This is a genomic window from Nocardia sp. NPDC049526 (genome assembly GCF_044465765.1).
Taxonomy (GTDB): Bacteria; Actinomycetota; Actinomycetes; order Mycobacteriales; family Mycobacteriaceae; genus Nocardia.
The window spans coordinates 137,788-153,893 of record NZ_JBITMA010000005.1 but is presented as its reverse complement, the minus strand read 5'-3'; the positions used below and the strand labels follow the sequence as shown (position 1 = coordinate 153,893).

At 66.8% G+C, this 16,106-nt stretch carries 11 protein-coding genes; 3 read left to right on the top strand and 8 right to left on the bottom strand.

Annotated features, from left to right (window positions below):
• The first annotated feature begins 161 nt into the window (after nt 1-161).
• The 3 genes from ACIBW7_RS17215 (at nt 162) to ACIBW7_RS17205 (ending at nt 1,793) form a co-directional block, all read left to right on the top strand.
• The gene (locus ACIBW7_RS17215; protein WP_397047223.1) at nt 162-563 is read left to right on the top strand and encodes a hypothetical protein; all 402 of its coding nucleotides are present in this window, start codon (nt 162-164) and stop codon (nt 561-563) included.
• Between the two features lie 128 nt (nt 564-691).
• Nucleotides 692-892, top strand: a complete 201-nt coding sequence (locus ACIBW7_RS17210) for a hypothetical protein (RefSeq protein WP_397047221.1) — start codon at nt 692-694, stop codon at nt 890-892.
• A gap of 295 nt (nt 893-1,187) precedes the next feature.
• On the top strand, nt 1,188-1,793 hold the full coding sequence (locus ACIBW7_RS17205; RefSeq protein ID WP_397047219.1) for a D-alanyl-D-alanine carboxypeptidase family protein: 606 nt from the start codon (nt 1,188-1,190) through the stop codon (nt 1,791-1,793).
• Here ACIBW7_RS17205 and ACIBW7_RS17200 read toward each other — a convergent pair whose 3' ends face one another.
• From ACIBW7_RS17200 to ACIBW7_RS17165, 8 genes are all read right to left on the bottom strand, one after another.
• Entirely contained in the window at nt 1,794-3,098 is a 1,305-nt protein-coding gene (locus tag ACIBW7_RS17200) for an MFS transporter (RefSeq protein ID WP_397047217.1), read from the bottom strand.
• A gap of 16 nt (nt 3,099-3,114) precedes the next feature.
• Entirely contained in the window at nt 3,115-7,326 is a 4,212-nt protein-coding gene (locus tag ACIBW7_RS17195; protein WP_397047215.1) for a TIGR02680 family protein, read from the bottom strand.
• 2 nt (nt 7,327-7,328) lie between these two features.
• Nucleotides 7,329-8,744 carry a TIGR02678 family protein gene (locus ACIBW7_RS17190; RefSeq protein ID WP_397048146.1) on the bottom strand — a complete coding sequence of 472 codons (1,416 nt, stop codon included), beginning with the start codon at nt 8,742-8,744 and terminating at the stop codon, nt 7,329-7,331.
• A complete protein-coding gene (locus tag ACIBW7_RS17185) occupies nt 8,744-10,231 on the bottom strand; it encodes a TIGR02677 family protein (protein ID WP_397048144.1) in 1,488 nt (495 codons plus the stop codon). The genes ACIBW7_RS17190 and ACIBW7_RS17185 overlap by 1 nt, the downstream gene beginning before the upstream one ends.
• 153 nt (nt 10,232-10,384) lie before the next feature.
• Nucleotides 10,385-10,708: a type II toxin-antitoxin system PemK/MazF family toxin gene (locus ACIBW7_RS17180; RefSeq protein WP_040691710.1), complete on the bottom strand. Its 324-nt coding sequence runs from the start codon at nt 10,706-10,708 to the stop codon at nt 10,385-10,387.
• Nucleotides 10,698-10,910 (bottom strand): hypothetical protein, encoded by a 213-nt coding sequence (locus ACIBW7_RS17175; protein ID WP_040691708.1) that lies wholly within the window; start codon nt 10,908-10,910, stop codon nt 10,698-10,700. The genes ACIBW7_RS17180 and ACIBW7_RS17175 overlap by 11 nt, the downstream gene beginning before the upstream one ends.
• A 61-nt stretch (nt 10,911-10,971) precedes the next feature.
• On the bottom strand, nt 10,972-14,913 hold the full coding sequence (locus tag ACIBW7_RS17170; RefSeq protein WP_397047213.1) for a CHAT domain-containing protein: 3,942 nt from the start codon (nt 14,911-14,913) through the stop codon (nt 10,972-10,974).
• A 47-nt stretch (nt 14,914-14,960) separates the two neighbouring features.
• Nucleotides 14,961-16,100 carry an XRE family transcriptional regulator gene (locus ACIBW7_RS17165; RefSeq protein WP_397047211.1) on the bottom strand — a complete coding sequence of 380 codons (1,140 nt, stop codon included), beginning with the start codon at nt 16,098-16,100 and terminating at the stop codon, nt 14,961-14,963.
• Between the last annotated feature and the right edge of the window lie 6 nt (nt 16,101-16,106).

The following is a 16,106-nucleotide window of genomic DNA, read 5'->3' as shown; positions in this document are numbered from 1 at the left end:
TGGCGACTGCTTGCAGGTCGCTCGAAACGGTCAGCCATCAGGGCACATGTCCGGACACCGGATTGTCACCCCGTTCGCCGGGGTAACAATCCCGCCGAAGCGATGCACTCTTGATCAGGGGGACATCGCTGCACCGGTGTCGATGGAGGTCGAGGAGGGCAATGAGTACGTCGTTTCGTATCTCGGAATCCGCCAGCCGTCGGTTGGCCGAACGCGCCGCTCGTGAGGGAACCAGTTCGACCACACTACTCAACCGCCTGATCCGGGAGGGTTTCGATCAGCTCGACCATCCCGGAATCGTTTTCCGCGGCCCCATCTCCGACCGCCGCGCGGCACTGGCTGCGGGACCGGAGGTATGGGAAATCGTTGCGCGCCTACAGGAACTGGACGGTCCGGAGGAACGTCGCATCGCTGTCCTGAGTCAGCAATCGGATCTGCACTCCCGCAGGATCAAGATCGCCATCGCCTACGCGCGGGCGCACGGCCCGGAGATCATCGAGCGCATCGACCGCAATCGTGAAGCAGTCGAAGCAATCCGCGGCTCGGACTCCGTGCGCCCCTGACTCATAGCCGATCGACACCATAAATAGCGGGCGGCTATCGCACATGCATTGTGTGCGGTAGCCGCCTGTTCTGCGTCGATGTGCCGTGTAGCAGCGGAAAGGCTTGCGGTGCAATAGGGTTGCGCCGTATGTGGGCGATCGTGGGGCATTGGGTTGCCGATCAGGACGGCGGCTTCGGGGTCGTGACCACCGAGTCGTGCGAGGAGTTCGTGGTGCGCGATGCGGTGATCGAGTCCGATGCGCCGCTGCATACGGGGGACCGCGTGTGGCTGGAATTCGTCGACGGTGGGGATTCCGGCGAGGTCGTGAAACTCGTGAAGGCGCGGTAGTTTCCGGGTTTCTCGGGGGTTGCTGGGAATTGTTGATCGTGATCCACAACACTGGAATAGATTGTGGACAGAGGGATTTCCGCTGCGACAAATCGGGCGTGGCACAGGATGTTTCGGACATTGGTGACTTATTGTGCTGTGAGTATGTGGAAAGCTATGTGAATGACGTCCGTTCGGACAGGGTGGTGTCCTCGCGTTCGCCGGTGTGTTGCCAGCAGTGATCGGCGGTGGGGTGTGAGCCGTAGGGGGGAGTAGATGCGGGGTCCGCAGTCGCGGCGCCGTTACTATCGCTGACATGTCGCTGACGCTTCGTACCCGGACCCTGCTGGGCGTATCCGCCGCGCTGTTCCCGGTGATCGTCGCGGCTGGGCTGTCCATGCCCGCCGCCACGGCCGCGCCGGTCGTGCAGGTGGCCGGCAATGCCAGCGGGACCGAGGGGCTGCAGCCGGGGCTCGCCGCGGCGTACACGCAGGCCGAGAACCAGGCGCATGCCGAAGGGGTCGCGCTGTACATCAACTCCGGCTACCGCACGCCCGCCGAGCAGCAGGCGCTGTGGGACGACGGGGTGCGGACCTACGGCAGTCCCGAGGAGGCGCGGCGGTGGGTGCTGCCGCCCAACGAGTCGACCCATGTGCAGGGCCGGGCGATCGACGTGGGGCCGCAGGCCGGGGCGCAGTGGCTGGAGGCGAATGGGAATCGCTGGGGCCTGTGCCGGATATATCAGAATGAATGGTGGCATTTCGAACTCGCCACCGTCCCGGGCGGCGCCTGCCCGGCGCTGCGCGCGGATGCGAGCGAGGGCGGTCCCGCCCCGGCTCCGGTATCGCCGATCCCGCCCGTTTTCCCGGGATTGCCGTCCATCCCGCTCCCGCAGTGGTTGAGCGGCTCCTTCGGGCTGTAGTCAGCCGACCGGCACGGGCACGGGGATCTCTGCGTTCGCCTCGGCGGCCCGGATCAGCACCGCCGTGCTGGTCGTGCTCAACGCGCAGACGGCGACGATATAGCAGGTCACCGCCGCCGAAGTCGAGCCGGCGGTCCACAGTGCGGTCGCGATGAGCGGGGCGAGGCCACCGCCGAGAACGACCGAGATCTGCACGATCAGCGAGGTGCCGGAGTAGCGGACCGATGGTGGGAACAGCTCGGCGATGATGATGCCGCCGACGCTGTGGCCGATCGGCAGCGTCACGCCCATGCCGAGCAGTGCGAGTAAGACGACGGTCTTGTTGCCGGTATTCAGCAGCGGAAAGTACACCGCGCACCACACCGTAAGCGCGGCGGTACCCGCGAGAAATATCCGGCGCGTGCCGAAGCGGTCGGCGAGTGAGCCCCAGAAGGGCATTGCGGCACACCAGAATACTGCGGAAACGATGATGCCGAGCAGGAGGAAGTCGCGGCTGAACCCGAGCGCCTTGGTGCCGTAGGTCAACGTGAAAACCATGAAGATGTAGACGACGGCCGAGGTCGCGATGGCGGCCAACAGAATCAGCAGCAGCCGTACAGGTCCTACCCGAAGTGCGTCGCGAAGCGGGAACGACGCGATCTCGCCCCGTTGGACGAGTTCGGCGTAGTCGACGGATTCGGTGATCCCGAGTCGCACCCAGAGCCCGACAATGACGAGAATCGCGCTGAGCAGGAACGGAATTCGCCAACCCCAGCTCAGGAAGGCCGCATCCGGGAGCAGCGCGCTGGTGCCGAGGAAGATGGCATTGGCCAGGATCAGCCCGGCCGGTGTGCCCATCTGCGGGAAGCTGGCATACCGGTTGAGTCGTCCCGGTGGCGCGTGCTCCATCGACAGCACCACCGCCCCCGCACCTTCACCGCCGAGTCCGACGCCCTGCAGCAGTCGGAGCGTGACGAGCAGTGCCGGAGCCCAGAATCCGATGCTCTCGTAGCTCGGGATCACCCCGATGAGCATGGTGCTCACACCCATCAGAAACAGCGACACCACAAGGGTGGTCCTGCGACCTATCCGATCGCCGAAGTGGCCGAAGAGCAGCCCGCCGATCGGTCGCGCGCCGAAGCCGACCGCGAAAGTGCTGAATGCCGCCAGTGTTCCGGCGGCGGGGCTCAGCGTGGGGAAGAACTGTTTGCTGAAGATCAGCGCGGACGCCGTGCCGTAGAGCATGAAGTCGTACCACTCGAGGGTGGTGCCGACCAGGGTGGCGACGGCGACCTTGCGGTGGGGCGGGGTGGAGCTCGAAGACACTGCTATCCATTCACAATCAGCCGACCGGGGCCGGGCTGCCCGGCATATTGTCCAGTGCCAGCCCGCCCTCGATCGAGTTCGGGACGCGGCGGCGGTTGGGGGAGCCGAGCGCGGCGGTGAGATCGGTCCCATCGTGTTCGGCCAGTAGATCGCCGCTGTCCCACACCAGCAGCGTCGCGCTGACGGTGTTCTCGGCTGCCGAATGCGCGAGATCGTAATGCGCGCAGCCGGGGACATGCGGGTAGGTGATCCACAGGTCGTAGCCGGTCATGAACAGGTCGAGGTCGAATTGCACACTCAGGCCGAGCAATTCGCTGCGGCCGTTGTCGTCGACACCGGCGAATGCCTCGTCCAGCGCGAGCAGTCGCGGCGCCTGTGGATCGGCCGAGTCGAGCATGACATGCGCGGCGGCGAACAGCGGCAGATGCAGCGAGACCGACTGTTCACCGCCGGAGAGCGCACTGTGCCTGGCCACGGTCAGCTTGTCCTCGCTGCCGTCGGCGGAGATGAGAGTGAAGGAGAACACCCGCCAGGTTCGGTAATCCAGTGTCGCGCCCAGGATTTCGGGGTAGGAACGCTCCGGATGCGCGGCGCGGGCGGCCCGGATCTCGGCGGCGAAGTGGGCGCGGATGGCCGCCAGATCATCGGCGACCAGGGAGGACGCATCGCGATCCAACAGCTTGCACATGGCCCGGGCCGCATCCGAGAGCGAATCGGAGAGCACCCAGTGCACCCCGATGGTATTGCCCGAGGACATGCGTCGCTGCTTCATTTCCGCACCCATACGGGCGATGAGATCGCGCGCATCGCTGGTGCGTTCATAGATCTGCTGTGCCAGGCCGGTGAGCAGTGCGTCCTCGAGGATCCGGCGTTCGGCGTCGGTGAGCAGCAATTCCTGATCGCGGCGGGCCGCGTCGATGCGGGTGGCGAAATCCGCGAGGGCCGATTGCCCATTGTCGTCCTGTACCTGAACGACGGTCAGGCCGTCTGCGGCATCCCATTGGAGCCGGTAGTCGCGGCCGGAAGCGGCCAGCGCGGCGTCGAATTCCTGGAGTGCTGAGGTCACCGCACTGCGCGTGGATTTGCGGGCCGCATCGCCCGCCCGCACGGAAGACGTTGCGGCGGTCAGATCGGCGAAGAGTTCGGCTACCTCATCCGGCAGCACCTGGGGTTCGACTTCAGGCCCGGCCGCCGAAATGCGGTAGAGCAGTTGTTCGGGAGTCGACCAGGCGGCATCGCTGCTCGGCCAGCGGCTGTCGGCAGGTGCGCCGAGCAGAGTGAGCAGATCCGGCTGGGCGTAGGGCGCGAGGGCTTTCACATCGGCCAGAACCTCGGTGAGCGCGGTACCGAGCGACTCGTGTGCGGTGCGGTAAGCCGCCTCCGCATCACCGATCGCCTCGATCGCCTCATTTGCGGCCTTGCGAGCGGCCTTCTGCTCGGCCCGGGTCGCCTCGATCTTCGCCCGCGCCTGTTCGAGTTCGCGATCGATATCGGCGGCGCCCGCGCCGAGTGCCTCGCGCAGGGTTTCGAGTTTGCGCAGCTGCTCCTGGTAGCCCGCATCGGCGGCCTCGGCCTCTTCGGCAAAGGCCTCGGCCAGATCGCGGGCTTCGTCGAAGCGGTCCGAACCCTCGCGTTCGCGTTCGCGCTCCCGTTCATGGTCGGCGCGCAGGCGCAGCAGGCCCGTTCCGGTGTTCTCGAAGTGACGGATGGCGGCGGCGAGGGCATCGACCTCGCGGGCGTCGCGCGGCGTGCGGTGCGCCTGGGCGACCGAGCGAAGTTTCTTCTCGACGGCCGACGCCTCAGCTACCGCTTGGTCGAGGTCGCGTTCGGCCTGTGCGACCGCCTCGGAGCGCGAGCGCATCATGCCCGCGGCTTCCGAAACCGCGCGCAGGGCGGCGGTGACGGCCGAGGGACGCGGTAATGCCTTGGCGGCGGCGGAGATTCGCGCGAGGTCGGCGCTCGCCGCGGTCTCGGCGGCCTGGGCCTTCCGCTGTGTCTCCCCGGCGGACTCGATTGCCGCGGCCAACTCGGCGAGCCGGATTTCCCGGCGCTTCGCGCGGGCGGTGGCGCCGATGAACTCGGCATCGGGTTTGTGGTGGCGGCCCACCTGAACGCCCTGGCGGAAACCGCCGGTGGTGCTCACGCCGACTTCGGTGCCGAGGTCGGAGTCCTTGTCGTACAGGGCGATGGAGGCCAGCACGTCTGCGATGACCTGCTTCGGCACCGTGCGGTCGGCCGAATCTTCCTCCACGACAAGGACATCGGCCAGTGTGCGCCCGGACGGCCGCGCTGCGGTAGGCATTGGAACCAGGAACTGGTCGGAAGTGTATTCCGGCCGTTCGGATTCCGCGCAGACCCAACCGTCGAGCAGGTCCGCGGCGTGCAAAGCGGCCTCGATGCCGGCAGCCTGTGCTGATGTCACGGAATCGGCGAAACGGACCAGTCGCCACAGCGGCGCACCCGGACGGCCCTCCGCGTTCCGCGCACGAGCGGCCGAAACCGGTGGGGCCTCGTCATGTTGGGCCGCGACCTCATCTCGTTCGGCATCGAGTTCGGCCAGCCGGTCACCGGCCAGCGTGGCGGTGGCGCGCGCTTCCTGACGGCGGGTGCGAATGTCCTCGAGCAGCGGTTCGGCGCGTTCGGCCAAAATCTCGGCGACACCGGCCGCCTCATCGGAGCCCGCATCGGCCAGCGCGGCGTCGAGCGCTGCGAAGAGGCCTTTCTGAACAGGGGAGTACACCTCTCGATGCGCATCCCACCAAGTGCGCAGTGCGCCAGCGGCTTCGGTGCGCGCCAGCACGACGGCCGCCTCGGCGGCCGAGACCTCGGCGGCGGCCGATTCGCGCAGCGCCCGAGCCCGTTCGGCGAGCTGTTCGGCCCGATTCCGTTCGGCGGTAGCGGAATCCATCAGACCGAGCGCCTTGCGCACCGCGCGCACGTCGGCGTCGCGTTCCTCGGCATGTCCACGGACCGCGGCGGTCAGCTGATCGCCACGGGCCTGGTCGGCCGATCCGGCCCAGGTGATGCCCGCCTCTTCGGCGGCGGCACGCAATTCGTCCTCGCCGCGAGCCAGTGCGGCGGCCGCATTCTGTACCGCCGCCTTGGCGCGTTCGGCCTCCTGGCCGCGCTGATCGAGGGTTTGCCGGGCTTTGAGCGCCTTATCCTTGTGCACGCCCGCCGAGGTCTCCAGGCGGCGGACCGCGTCGGCGAGATCGTCGAGTTGCTGTTTGCCCTCATAGGCGCTGGAGCGCTGCAGGGTTTCCCGGTCGGAGAGCGCTTGTTCGTAGGCGCGGTCGGCATCGTCGGCGCGCGCCTCGGCGGCGGTGCGTTCGCCCTCGCGACGTTCGCGCAGTGCGGTGGCGGCGAACAGTGCGGTGCTGGCGTGGGTCACCGCATCGAGTCGGGTCCGTACCTGATCGACATCGGTCTTCGCCTGTACCGCAAGGTATTTCCGGTACACATCGACGAACGACCTGGTGGCGGTATCGGCGTGGACCAGACCCTCCAGGGTGCGCCCGACCTCCTCCATATCGCTGAACGAACGCGCCGCGTCCAGGATCAGCTGCTCGTCGAGCGGGCGCAAACCATCGGTGAGTGCCTGCGAAAGTCCGCGCGGATCAAGGTTTTTCGCGAGCTGGGGGCGGCGCAGCGTGAGGATCAGATTGATCAGCTGGTCGTAGCGCTGGGTGCCCAGACCGAACATGCGTGCGTCGATCGCATTGCGGTACTCGACCGGTCGATCGACAATCGCGTCGGTGCCGATCTGCTCGGCCAACTGCTTGCGGGTCAGCGGCCGATCGTCGGGGCCGATGAGTGAAAAGTCGACGCCCGCACGGCCGTCGGCGACAAAGTACCAGCGAGTCACCTTGTCCGAGGACCGGGTGGCGCGCATACCGATGCCGATGGTGACGACCTCGGGATCGTCCCATTTACCGCGCGCGAACTCCATCCACACGTACGAATACGCGGATTCCTGCTTGCGGTACAACAGGTTCGACTTCATGGTGCGCTCTTCACCCGCGAAGGGATTGAGCCTGCGCGGTTCGATCCTGCCGTCGAGCACGAACGGGAACAGCACCTCGAGCGCCTTTGTTTTGCCGGAGCCGTTGGGTCCGCGCAGTACCAGCCTGCCGTCGGCGAAGCAGTATTCCTGGTCGCGGTAGTCCCACAGGTTGATGATGCCCGCGCGGGTCGGGACGAACCGCACTCCGCCATGGATGAGCGACATGGTTAAATCCCTTCCGTACCAACGCTGTCGGCCCCGAGCGTGTCGGAGGCGGTGACGAACAATTCGGCGGCCCGCTTGGTGCGGACGGTGACGACCGCGCCGCGGTAGCGAGCCAGTGCGGGCAGAATTATCAGACCGTCCTCCACCACCTGGACCAGCCGCAGCCGCTCCAGCAGGGCGGCAACCTCCCTGGCCAGCCCGGGAACATCCGCCTGCCACTGCGCGGCGAAGGTGACACCGTAGCGGTCGGTCAGCGCCTGCACGGTCTCGCCGACCCAGCTCGCTTCGACGAACGGGTACGTCGCGCGCACATACGCCATCGCCTCCGCATCGGGATCGGAAACCTCTTCCGCCCCTTCGGGATCAGTGGACGGAAGATCGGCGAGCGGCACGAATACGGTGGACTCCGGGATGGCGTCGTCGAGCTGCTCGGCAAGAGCGACGGCCGGATCGGGTGCGCCGGGACGCACCGGTACCGGATTGTCGATATCGAGGACACGATCGGCGATCTCACCGACCAGCAGCAGCGCCACCTGCGCCAATGTGCCGGTGCCCGGAAAACGGACATCGGAGAGGCGACCCGAGACATCGATCAATGCGACGCCCTCCGCGCGGCGTTCGGCCCGCAGCCCCGTGAATTGTTCGACATCCGCGACCACCCGATCCTGCAGCAACAGCGGTCGTTCGTCGTAGGCCAGATCCTCGGCGTACACCACCGGACGCTCTACGAGACTGCGCCGCACCCGCCGCGCCGCATCGGCGGCCTGCGCATTCGCGGCCGGACCGTGCGCGAGCGCGTCCTCGGTCAGCAGACCACGGACACTGTGCAGATGCTGCAGTGCGCGCGGCGGTCGAAACAGCGCGAAAACCACCGGGCGATCGATGTCGTAGAGCGCCTCACCCGCCTCCGGATCGGCGGCCCAGCCACCTGCATCGCCATCGGCCAGGGTGAGCGCACCCCGATGCGCGAGCCAGCCGACGGCATCGACGAAGGCGTCGCGATCGGCGGCGCGGTCGGGTGACAGTTCGAGGCCGTCGACCCGGCCGGTATAGGCGGCAACCTGATCGGCCAACTCCGACAACGTGATCTGATCACCGGCGCGGCCGAGCGCTGCCAGCGCCAGGGCCAGGTAGGCGTAGCGGCGGCGGTCGAAGACTCGCTCGGTGACGGAGCGGGCCGGTTTGCCCGAATCGAGTCGATCGATGATCGGGAAGACCCGGGCCGTCGTTTCGGTGACCTCGAGTCGGTAGCCGAACAATTCGGCCAGATCCTCGCGGAGTTCGGTGGCCCAGCGTCGGATCAGCGGCAGTGCGATCCGGTCCGGATAGGTCCGGGTGACCAAATGGTTGGCGAGGATTACGCGGGCGGCGCGCTGATAGTTGTCGAGTGCGAGCGAATCGATGCGGCGGGCGTTGATCATGCCCGCCGCCCGCGGGTCGACTGCTTCACCTCGAGGCGGCGGTTGTTCAAATGCAGTAGCCCGCGCGCGGTGCGGATCACCGTCGAACCCGGATGTTCGGAGACGGTCAGGGTGACGCCGCTATCCGAGCCGGAGGTGCTGTCGACTCGGCCGCTGACTGGAACCCAGGCAGTGGACGCGGCGTCGAGCAGGCGCAGCAGCACCTCGGTCTCCCGTTCGTCGAGGACGCGCTCGTGGACCGAGGCGGCGGCCAGGGATTTGGCAGCCTCGGCGCGGGCGCGCTGCGCATCGAGCTGCGCCTCGCGGAGTCGGCGAATTCCCGCGTCATTGCGTTGAATTCGGGCGGGGGCACCGGCCTGCGGCGGCCTGCCCGTTTCGGCGAGGGTGCGCGAGATCTCCAATGGCGGTGCCTCCCACCAGGAGCGGATCGCCGGAATCAGATCCGCATCCGGATGTTCCAGCGAAATGTGGCGTGGCCTGCCGAGACCGAAGACGGCATCGAAAAGTGCATGCGCGCTGTCGGCGGTCGGTGCGGCGGTGAACCAGCCCGCGAGATGCCGCAGCGCCGATTCGCGACTCACCCCGCCCTTGCGTGAATCGGTGACCCGCCGCAGCAGCGACAGCACGGCGGCAATGGCGCTCATGGTCGCCTCCCGCAGTCGATCCGCCTCGGTAGAGGACGATTCGCCGGGAATATCAGAGGCTGTCGCGATGAACCAGGTCCGCAGCCCCTGCCAGCGCGCCCGCCAATCCGCTTGCCGCTCGGCCGGACTCAGCAGTACCCGTTCGTCACAGCGCGCCGCTCGCTCGACGAGGTCCTCGACGCCGGTCTCCTCGATCTCACCGATCGCGGCGGCCAGGCGCGGCGCGAAACGAGCCAGATCCATGCTGAACTCGCGCATATGCGCGAGCAGCGCGTCCTTGTGCGCCAGGAACGACTCCGGAGTGATCTCGGTGGTACGGACCATATCGCCGAGCGAGAGGTAGAAGTGCGCAGCCCGCGCCGCCATATCCGAGAGCGCGGCATCCAGTCGGCGCAGCGTCCGGTACACGCGCTCCGCATCACCGGCCTTATTCGCCTCGGCGAGGGTATTCAGATCCGCGAGCAGTTCGGGCAGCACCAGTCGCGACAGCGCGGCTTCGTCCAGCCGTGCCTCGAGCACACCCGCGACCGCCCGATATGCCTTGAATCCGGCCTGTGTGAGCTGATAGACGTAGTGCCGATTCCGATATTCCGCGAGCGTCGCGGCGCGCGTGCCGTCATAGCTGCGCTCGACCACACCCCACTGATGCAGCTGATCCAACAGCGGCCCGATCTCCGCGCCGGTCAGCTGCGGGGCATCGGGTGCACTGCGTTCGATCCAGGTCGCGACATCGTCGGCGTGCAGCAACACCACATACGCCGCCCGCGCACTGTCGAACGCCCGCAGCACCCACAGATACTCCGCCCGCTTCTCGGCCGTGGCGAAGGAGAACAGCCGCAACCGCTCATCCCATAGCGCGGGCGCGGCATACGGCAGGCCGTCAACGGAGTCGGTCACCGGGAACAGGGTAGTAGCGGGTCGGTCGCGGGTGTCGAGACCGACCCCCATTCGGCGTGGCCGCGTCCGGTTTGCACCTGTTCGCCACCCGGTGACTCACAGGTCGAATCGGGCTCGCAGCCCGATCTTTACCTGCTCGAGCACTTCCGAGGTGAGGTCACCGACCTGCTCGGTGAGACTGTCCTTCGGCACGATGGCGATGTCGTACAGCGCGATCACCTGCGAACTTTCCGGCATTGCGACGGTGAGCAGTTGATGTCGCGACGGAACTTCGCGAGCCTCGCGCACCGGCGCGGCGACCAACATCGGCCGCTGCCGAATCACCACATCCGAATCCACGATCACCACCGTCGCGCGACGCCCGGAGATCCGGCTTACGAGATTCCAAATCTGGCCTTGGTGCGTGGGTTCAGCTGGCACGGCCGAACAATACTTGTTCGGCGGTCTGCTCGGCGTCCTTCACCCATTCGGTCCCGGTACTGTCCGGCAATGCCCTGAGTTCATCCTCGAGCAACTGCCTGCGCACGGCCTTGGAGATGTAGTCGCTCAACTTGTCGTCGGATGCCGCACGGAGACGGGCCGCGAGATCGTCGTCCATCGAGATATTCAGGCGCACCGTCATACAGCAGACTTTACAGCGGACATCGCACATAGTGGTACAGAGATGGGCACTACCTGCGGAATTACGTCGGCGGCAGGAGGCGTCGGAGGAAGGTCTTCCCCTGTTCCAGCAGGGCGTCGATGCGGGTCGACCCGAGCGGGGGCGGGTCGACGATGGCGACCACGCGCCCCAGGTTGGTCAAGGCGAATTCCATATCGCGGAGGGCGCGGGGGCTGGCCGGATCGGTTTCGAGGACGTCCTTGGCGATCGCGAGAGCCTCGCGATAGACCTCGACGGCGGTGTCGTAGTCGTGTTCGCGTTCGGCGGCGTCCCCGATCGCCCAGAGGATCAGACCGACATCGCGGTGCAGTTGCAGATTCTCCGGGTCGGCGGTAGCCGAGCGGCGGGCAATGGTGAGTGCCTCGGTGTTGTGGCGGAAGGCGAGAGTGAAGGCGCCGGTCGCGGCGGCGACCCTGGCGAGCTGGTGGTGGGAGATGCTCAGGTCGCGCTGCTTTTCGGTATTGGTGGGGTCCGCCGCCGCGAGTTGCTTTGCAAGGGTGAGGGATTGGGTGTAATGGTGGTCGGCGGCCAGATAATCGCCGGTGCGGAAGGCCAAGTCGCCGAGTTTGTCATGGGAGATGCTGAGGTCACGCTGATTTCGGGCATTGCCCGGGTCGGCGTCGGCGAATCCGCGGTGGATGGCCAGGGATTGGGTGTAGTGGGTCGAGGCGGTGGTGAGTTCGCCCAGTTGCAGTGCCACATCGCCGGATCGGTTGAGTGCTATGGCGAGATCGCGTCGGTATTCGGCGTTGCCGGGATCCTTCTCGGCGAGCTCGCGGTGGATGGCGAGGGATTCGGTGAAGAAGGTGAACGCTTCCTCGGGAGTTTCATACAGCAATGAGGTGTCGCCGATCTGCTGCATGGCAATGGCGACATCGCGGGTGATCTCGGTATCGCCCGGATCGGCCAGCGAGAGTTCGGCACTGATGCGCAGCTTTTCGAAATAGTGCCTGCTCGCGGTCTCGCCGTGCCCCGCGCGCATGGCGAGATCACCGAGTTTGCCGTGCGCGATGGCCAGGCCGCGGCGGGATTCTGCGGCGTCGGGGCCGGATTCGATGAGACCGCCGTGCAGCGTGAGTGATTCGGTGTAGAGATAATGTGCGCCGTCGAGATCGGCGGTCAGTACGGCCAGGTCGCCGAGTCGGGTGCAGGCATTGGCGAGGTCGCGGCGCAGGTCCACGCGGGTAGGGTCGTTATCGGCCAGCGAGCGCCGGATGGCCAGTGCCTCGGTGTGGTGGGCGAGGGCGGCCGTGAGATCGCCGGTGCGCACAGCGATATCGCCGAGGCTCTCCAGTGCGCGGCTGAGGACCTGTTGCATATCGACGTTGTGCGGGTCGGTATTCGTGAGATGCCGTGCGGTGCGCAGGGATCGGCTGTAGTGCTCGCGCGCCGTGCCGAGATTTCCGGCCAGCATGGCGAGTTCACCGAGGGTATCCAGCCCGATGACCAGCGCGCGTCGGGCATCGGCACTGCCCGAGGCCGATTGGACCCGGGCCCGCAGCACCTCGACCAGCGCACACTGGCGATCGGTTGCGGCACCGAGATTCCCGGTCCGGCGCAGTGCGCGCACCTCGCGCTCGCCGAGCTCGAGGTAGCCGGGAGTTTCGGTCGGCAGGGTGGGCATGATCTCGCCGAGCAGGGCGGCGACCTGCAATTGGTCCAACTCGCGGCAGAAGGGGATGGCGAGTTCGGTGAGTTCCGCGTACCGACCCGCGGCGAGGAGATGTCCGCACGCCTCGCTGTAGTCGTCGAACTCCCGGAAGCCAGCCGAGATTCGGGCCATCCGCATCCCGTGGGCTCGGTTGTGGCGGCGAATGCGTTCAGCGCCCTGGTGAGCATCGAGGGCTTGGGCGACCCACGGGTGCACGAGATATCGGTCGTCATCGGTGGTCAACAGCGTCAGCCTGAGCAACGTATCGATGGCCGCCATCACTTCGCGGCGCTGGTCTCGCGTCGCGTCGGCACCGAAGCGGGCATGGGAGATATCCAGATCGCGCAACGGCGTCCGTGAAAGCGAGATCTGTAGCAGCAGTTCGCGTTCGGATATATCGAGCAGGTCGAGCAGCGCGTCGACCAGAATGTCGCGGGTGCCGAGCACCACCGCGGTGTCGAGGCTTACCGACAGCGTCCGCTCCTGGCCGAGATCGACGGCGTGTTCATCGGCCAACCGGCGCAGCCGTTCATCGACCGGCCGCAATGTGCCGTCCCCACCACGTAATAACGCGTCGACGAATTCGATGAGTCGCGGGTGTCCACCGATCGTCCGCGCGACCAGCCGCTGCTCCTCCGCGCGTAAACCGCTGATCTGCGGCAGCCGCAGGAACATTCGCTTCAACTCCGCGGGGCTCAGCGGAGCCAGGCCGACCTCGGTGAGACCGCCGGGAATCGGATAGCGACAGGTGACCAGTAATCGGCCTGTCCCGGCGACCCGGCACAACCGCGAAAACTGTTCGGCGAAACCGGGGTCCAGGAATTCGGCACCGCCCGGTCGGGTCAGATTCTGTTCGAAATCATCGAACAGCAACAACACTCGGCTCCCTGCCAACAACCGATGGACATGCTCGAGCGCCTGCTCCCCGCTGTCGCGGGCGAGCGCATCGGCCACCGTGCGCAATGCCGGGTCGTCCTCGATCGCCGTGCGGACCGCGTCGCACAATGCGGACGGATTCCATTGCCCCACATGTTCGGCGATATGCCAGCCGCGCTCGCGCATGCGCGCGGCCACACGACCGGCCACCGCTGTCTTCCCGAGCCCGCCCATCCCGGTGATCACCACACCCGGCCGCCCACGCGACGAATCGAGCGTGCGGACAATATCGCGCACCGGCCCACGACGGCCGATCAGATATCCGACCGGCAACTCACGCACCGTCGCACCGCTCGGCGCTTGCGTCCGGCGCCCGAGCGGCCGTGGCGGTGCCGTCGGATGCCAGAGCGGCCGGTCATCGACGCCGGTGAGCAGCGTCGGCACGAACCATTCGGGCGGAACCGATGCGCCATCGGCGAGGCGCTCCTGCTCGAGGGCCTGGCGCACCTGCCCCAATGCGAAGGCGACCGACCCGGTCGGATGCGCGGACAGCATGGCGTAGAACGATTTCGCCAACAGCGTGGCATACCGGTCCGACACCCGCGTCTGCATGACGAGCACCCGCTCGACACCGCCGCTGATCAGCGTGCGGGCCAACCCGGCAGGCCCACCGTCGACGCCGCCGCAACTCGACAACACCACCAGCGGCAGCGCCCGCTCCGAAGCACGCAGCGCGGCAATGAGATCCGCGGCCTCGACCACATCCGGATCGCCGTCCTCATCCTCCAATTCCAGAATGGTCGCCGACCCGTGCGCGCTCAGATGCAGCACGTGGAACTCCTCGGCCCGCAGCGCCGCGGTGATCTGTTGCAGCGACGCGACTTCCAGAATGCGCACGCCGCCCCCATCCGCGGTCGGCACCTGTGAGACCGCGTCGAGGATCGCCTGCATCTCGGCCTCCACATCCAATGCCACATTGGCCGTGCGGGTCTCGGTCGGCGCGGCGACCGCGGCGAGGACTTTCAATGGTCCCGGCGCCAGCACCGGGGTGGGCTGCCCGTTGCCCGAATGCCTGCGGGAGATGGATACGGTCGGCCGCATGGCCAGGGGCATATCGTCGGCGAGCACGAGCATCTCGTAGGGGAGCAGCATCGTCTCGTCGTCGACATCGAAGACGACCTCGGTATCGGAGGCGTCGACGAGTCGCGTCAGCTGCCAGGTCGTTCGCGGCTCGAACAGTGCGTCACGCAGTGCGGTACCGATCTGAACGACCGCTCGACGCACCGTTTCCGGTTGACCGCCCACCGCATCCCAAGCGCACGCCACCAGATCAGGCAGTGGCGCTACCCGTTCACCGATGGGCGCACCCGCCTCGAACACTGTGGTGCGTAGCGATTCGTTCGCATCGCGACGCACAATGACGCGAACCCGATTCATCGCCCACCCCTTACCGCTGGCGATGAGTCAAACGTACGCCGAAATGATCACTCGCAGGACAAGGTCCGCAACTGATCCAGATACACCCGGGTGCGCGGATCGCCCGGATAGCGCTCGATGATTTCGCGCGCCGCCTCGCCCGCGATCCACATCAGCGACGGCAGTGACCGGCGCTTGCCCGCGAAGGCTCGCATGCCCTCGTCCAGCGCGAGCTCCAGATCGCGGTCGCGGACCGCGACCACCGCGAGGGTCAGATGTGCTTCCGATACTCGCATCGGATTGCGTATCGTGCCGTCGGCGCGGGTCGAGTGGCGGATGACCTGGCGCGCATAGGATTCCGCGAGCGAATCCTCACCCGCGACCCGGCAGCAGTCCATGGCGTAGAAGTCGAACTTCTGCGGATCGACCACGAAGTGGTTGTCCAGATTGGTCGGATGGTCGAGTCGCTCGAGAATAGCTCGCCCCCGGTTCAGTGATGCCTCCACCTCGCGCCGATCACCCAGGCGTGCCCAGGCCTTCGCACGTTGTGCGCATAACTGGACACCGACGCCGAGTTTGCCGCTGGTTGTCAACGCCGGGTCGACCGCCTCGATCGCACCCCGATAGTTGCCCTGGGTCAGCGCGAACCAGGCCGCCATTTCCGCACTCCAGCCGGTGATCTCGGCATTCTCGGCTTCCTGGCCGAGCGAATAGGCCGCGCGGCGAGTGGCTTCCGCGGTCGTGCGCCGACCGAGGTCGTAGTCCACGCAACCGACCAGCAGAGCAACCCAACCGGCCAGTACGAGAATTTCGCGATGTTGTGCCAGGGTCAGTCGGCCGTCCAGCAGCGAGGTGATGCGGCGCAACCAGGATGTGCCCTCGGTATGCAGATCGTGCGGATCGGCGAATGGATACTCGCAGCACAGCCGCTCCGCGGTGATGCGGATGGCATCGAGTGTGGCCGTGGAAACGTCGGACATCCGTAGCCTGCCGATGAATTCGAGGGTGTCCATCCCGGTTGCCGAGAGCAGCTCATCGTCGCGATTGGGACGATTTTTCGGGAAGAACGCGGCCGTCACCGTATCGAATGCGGCCGCGATGATAGGGGCATAGAAATCGTCCGGACGCGACTCGCCCGACTCCCAGCGTCGCCAATTACGCAGCAGGGTACTGTCCGTCGGCAGGTTGTGCGAAGACTTCGCGCGCATCACACG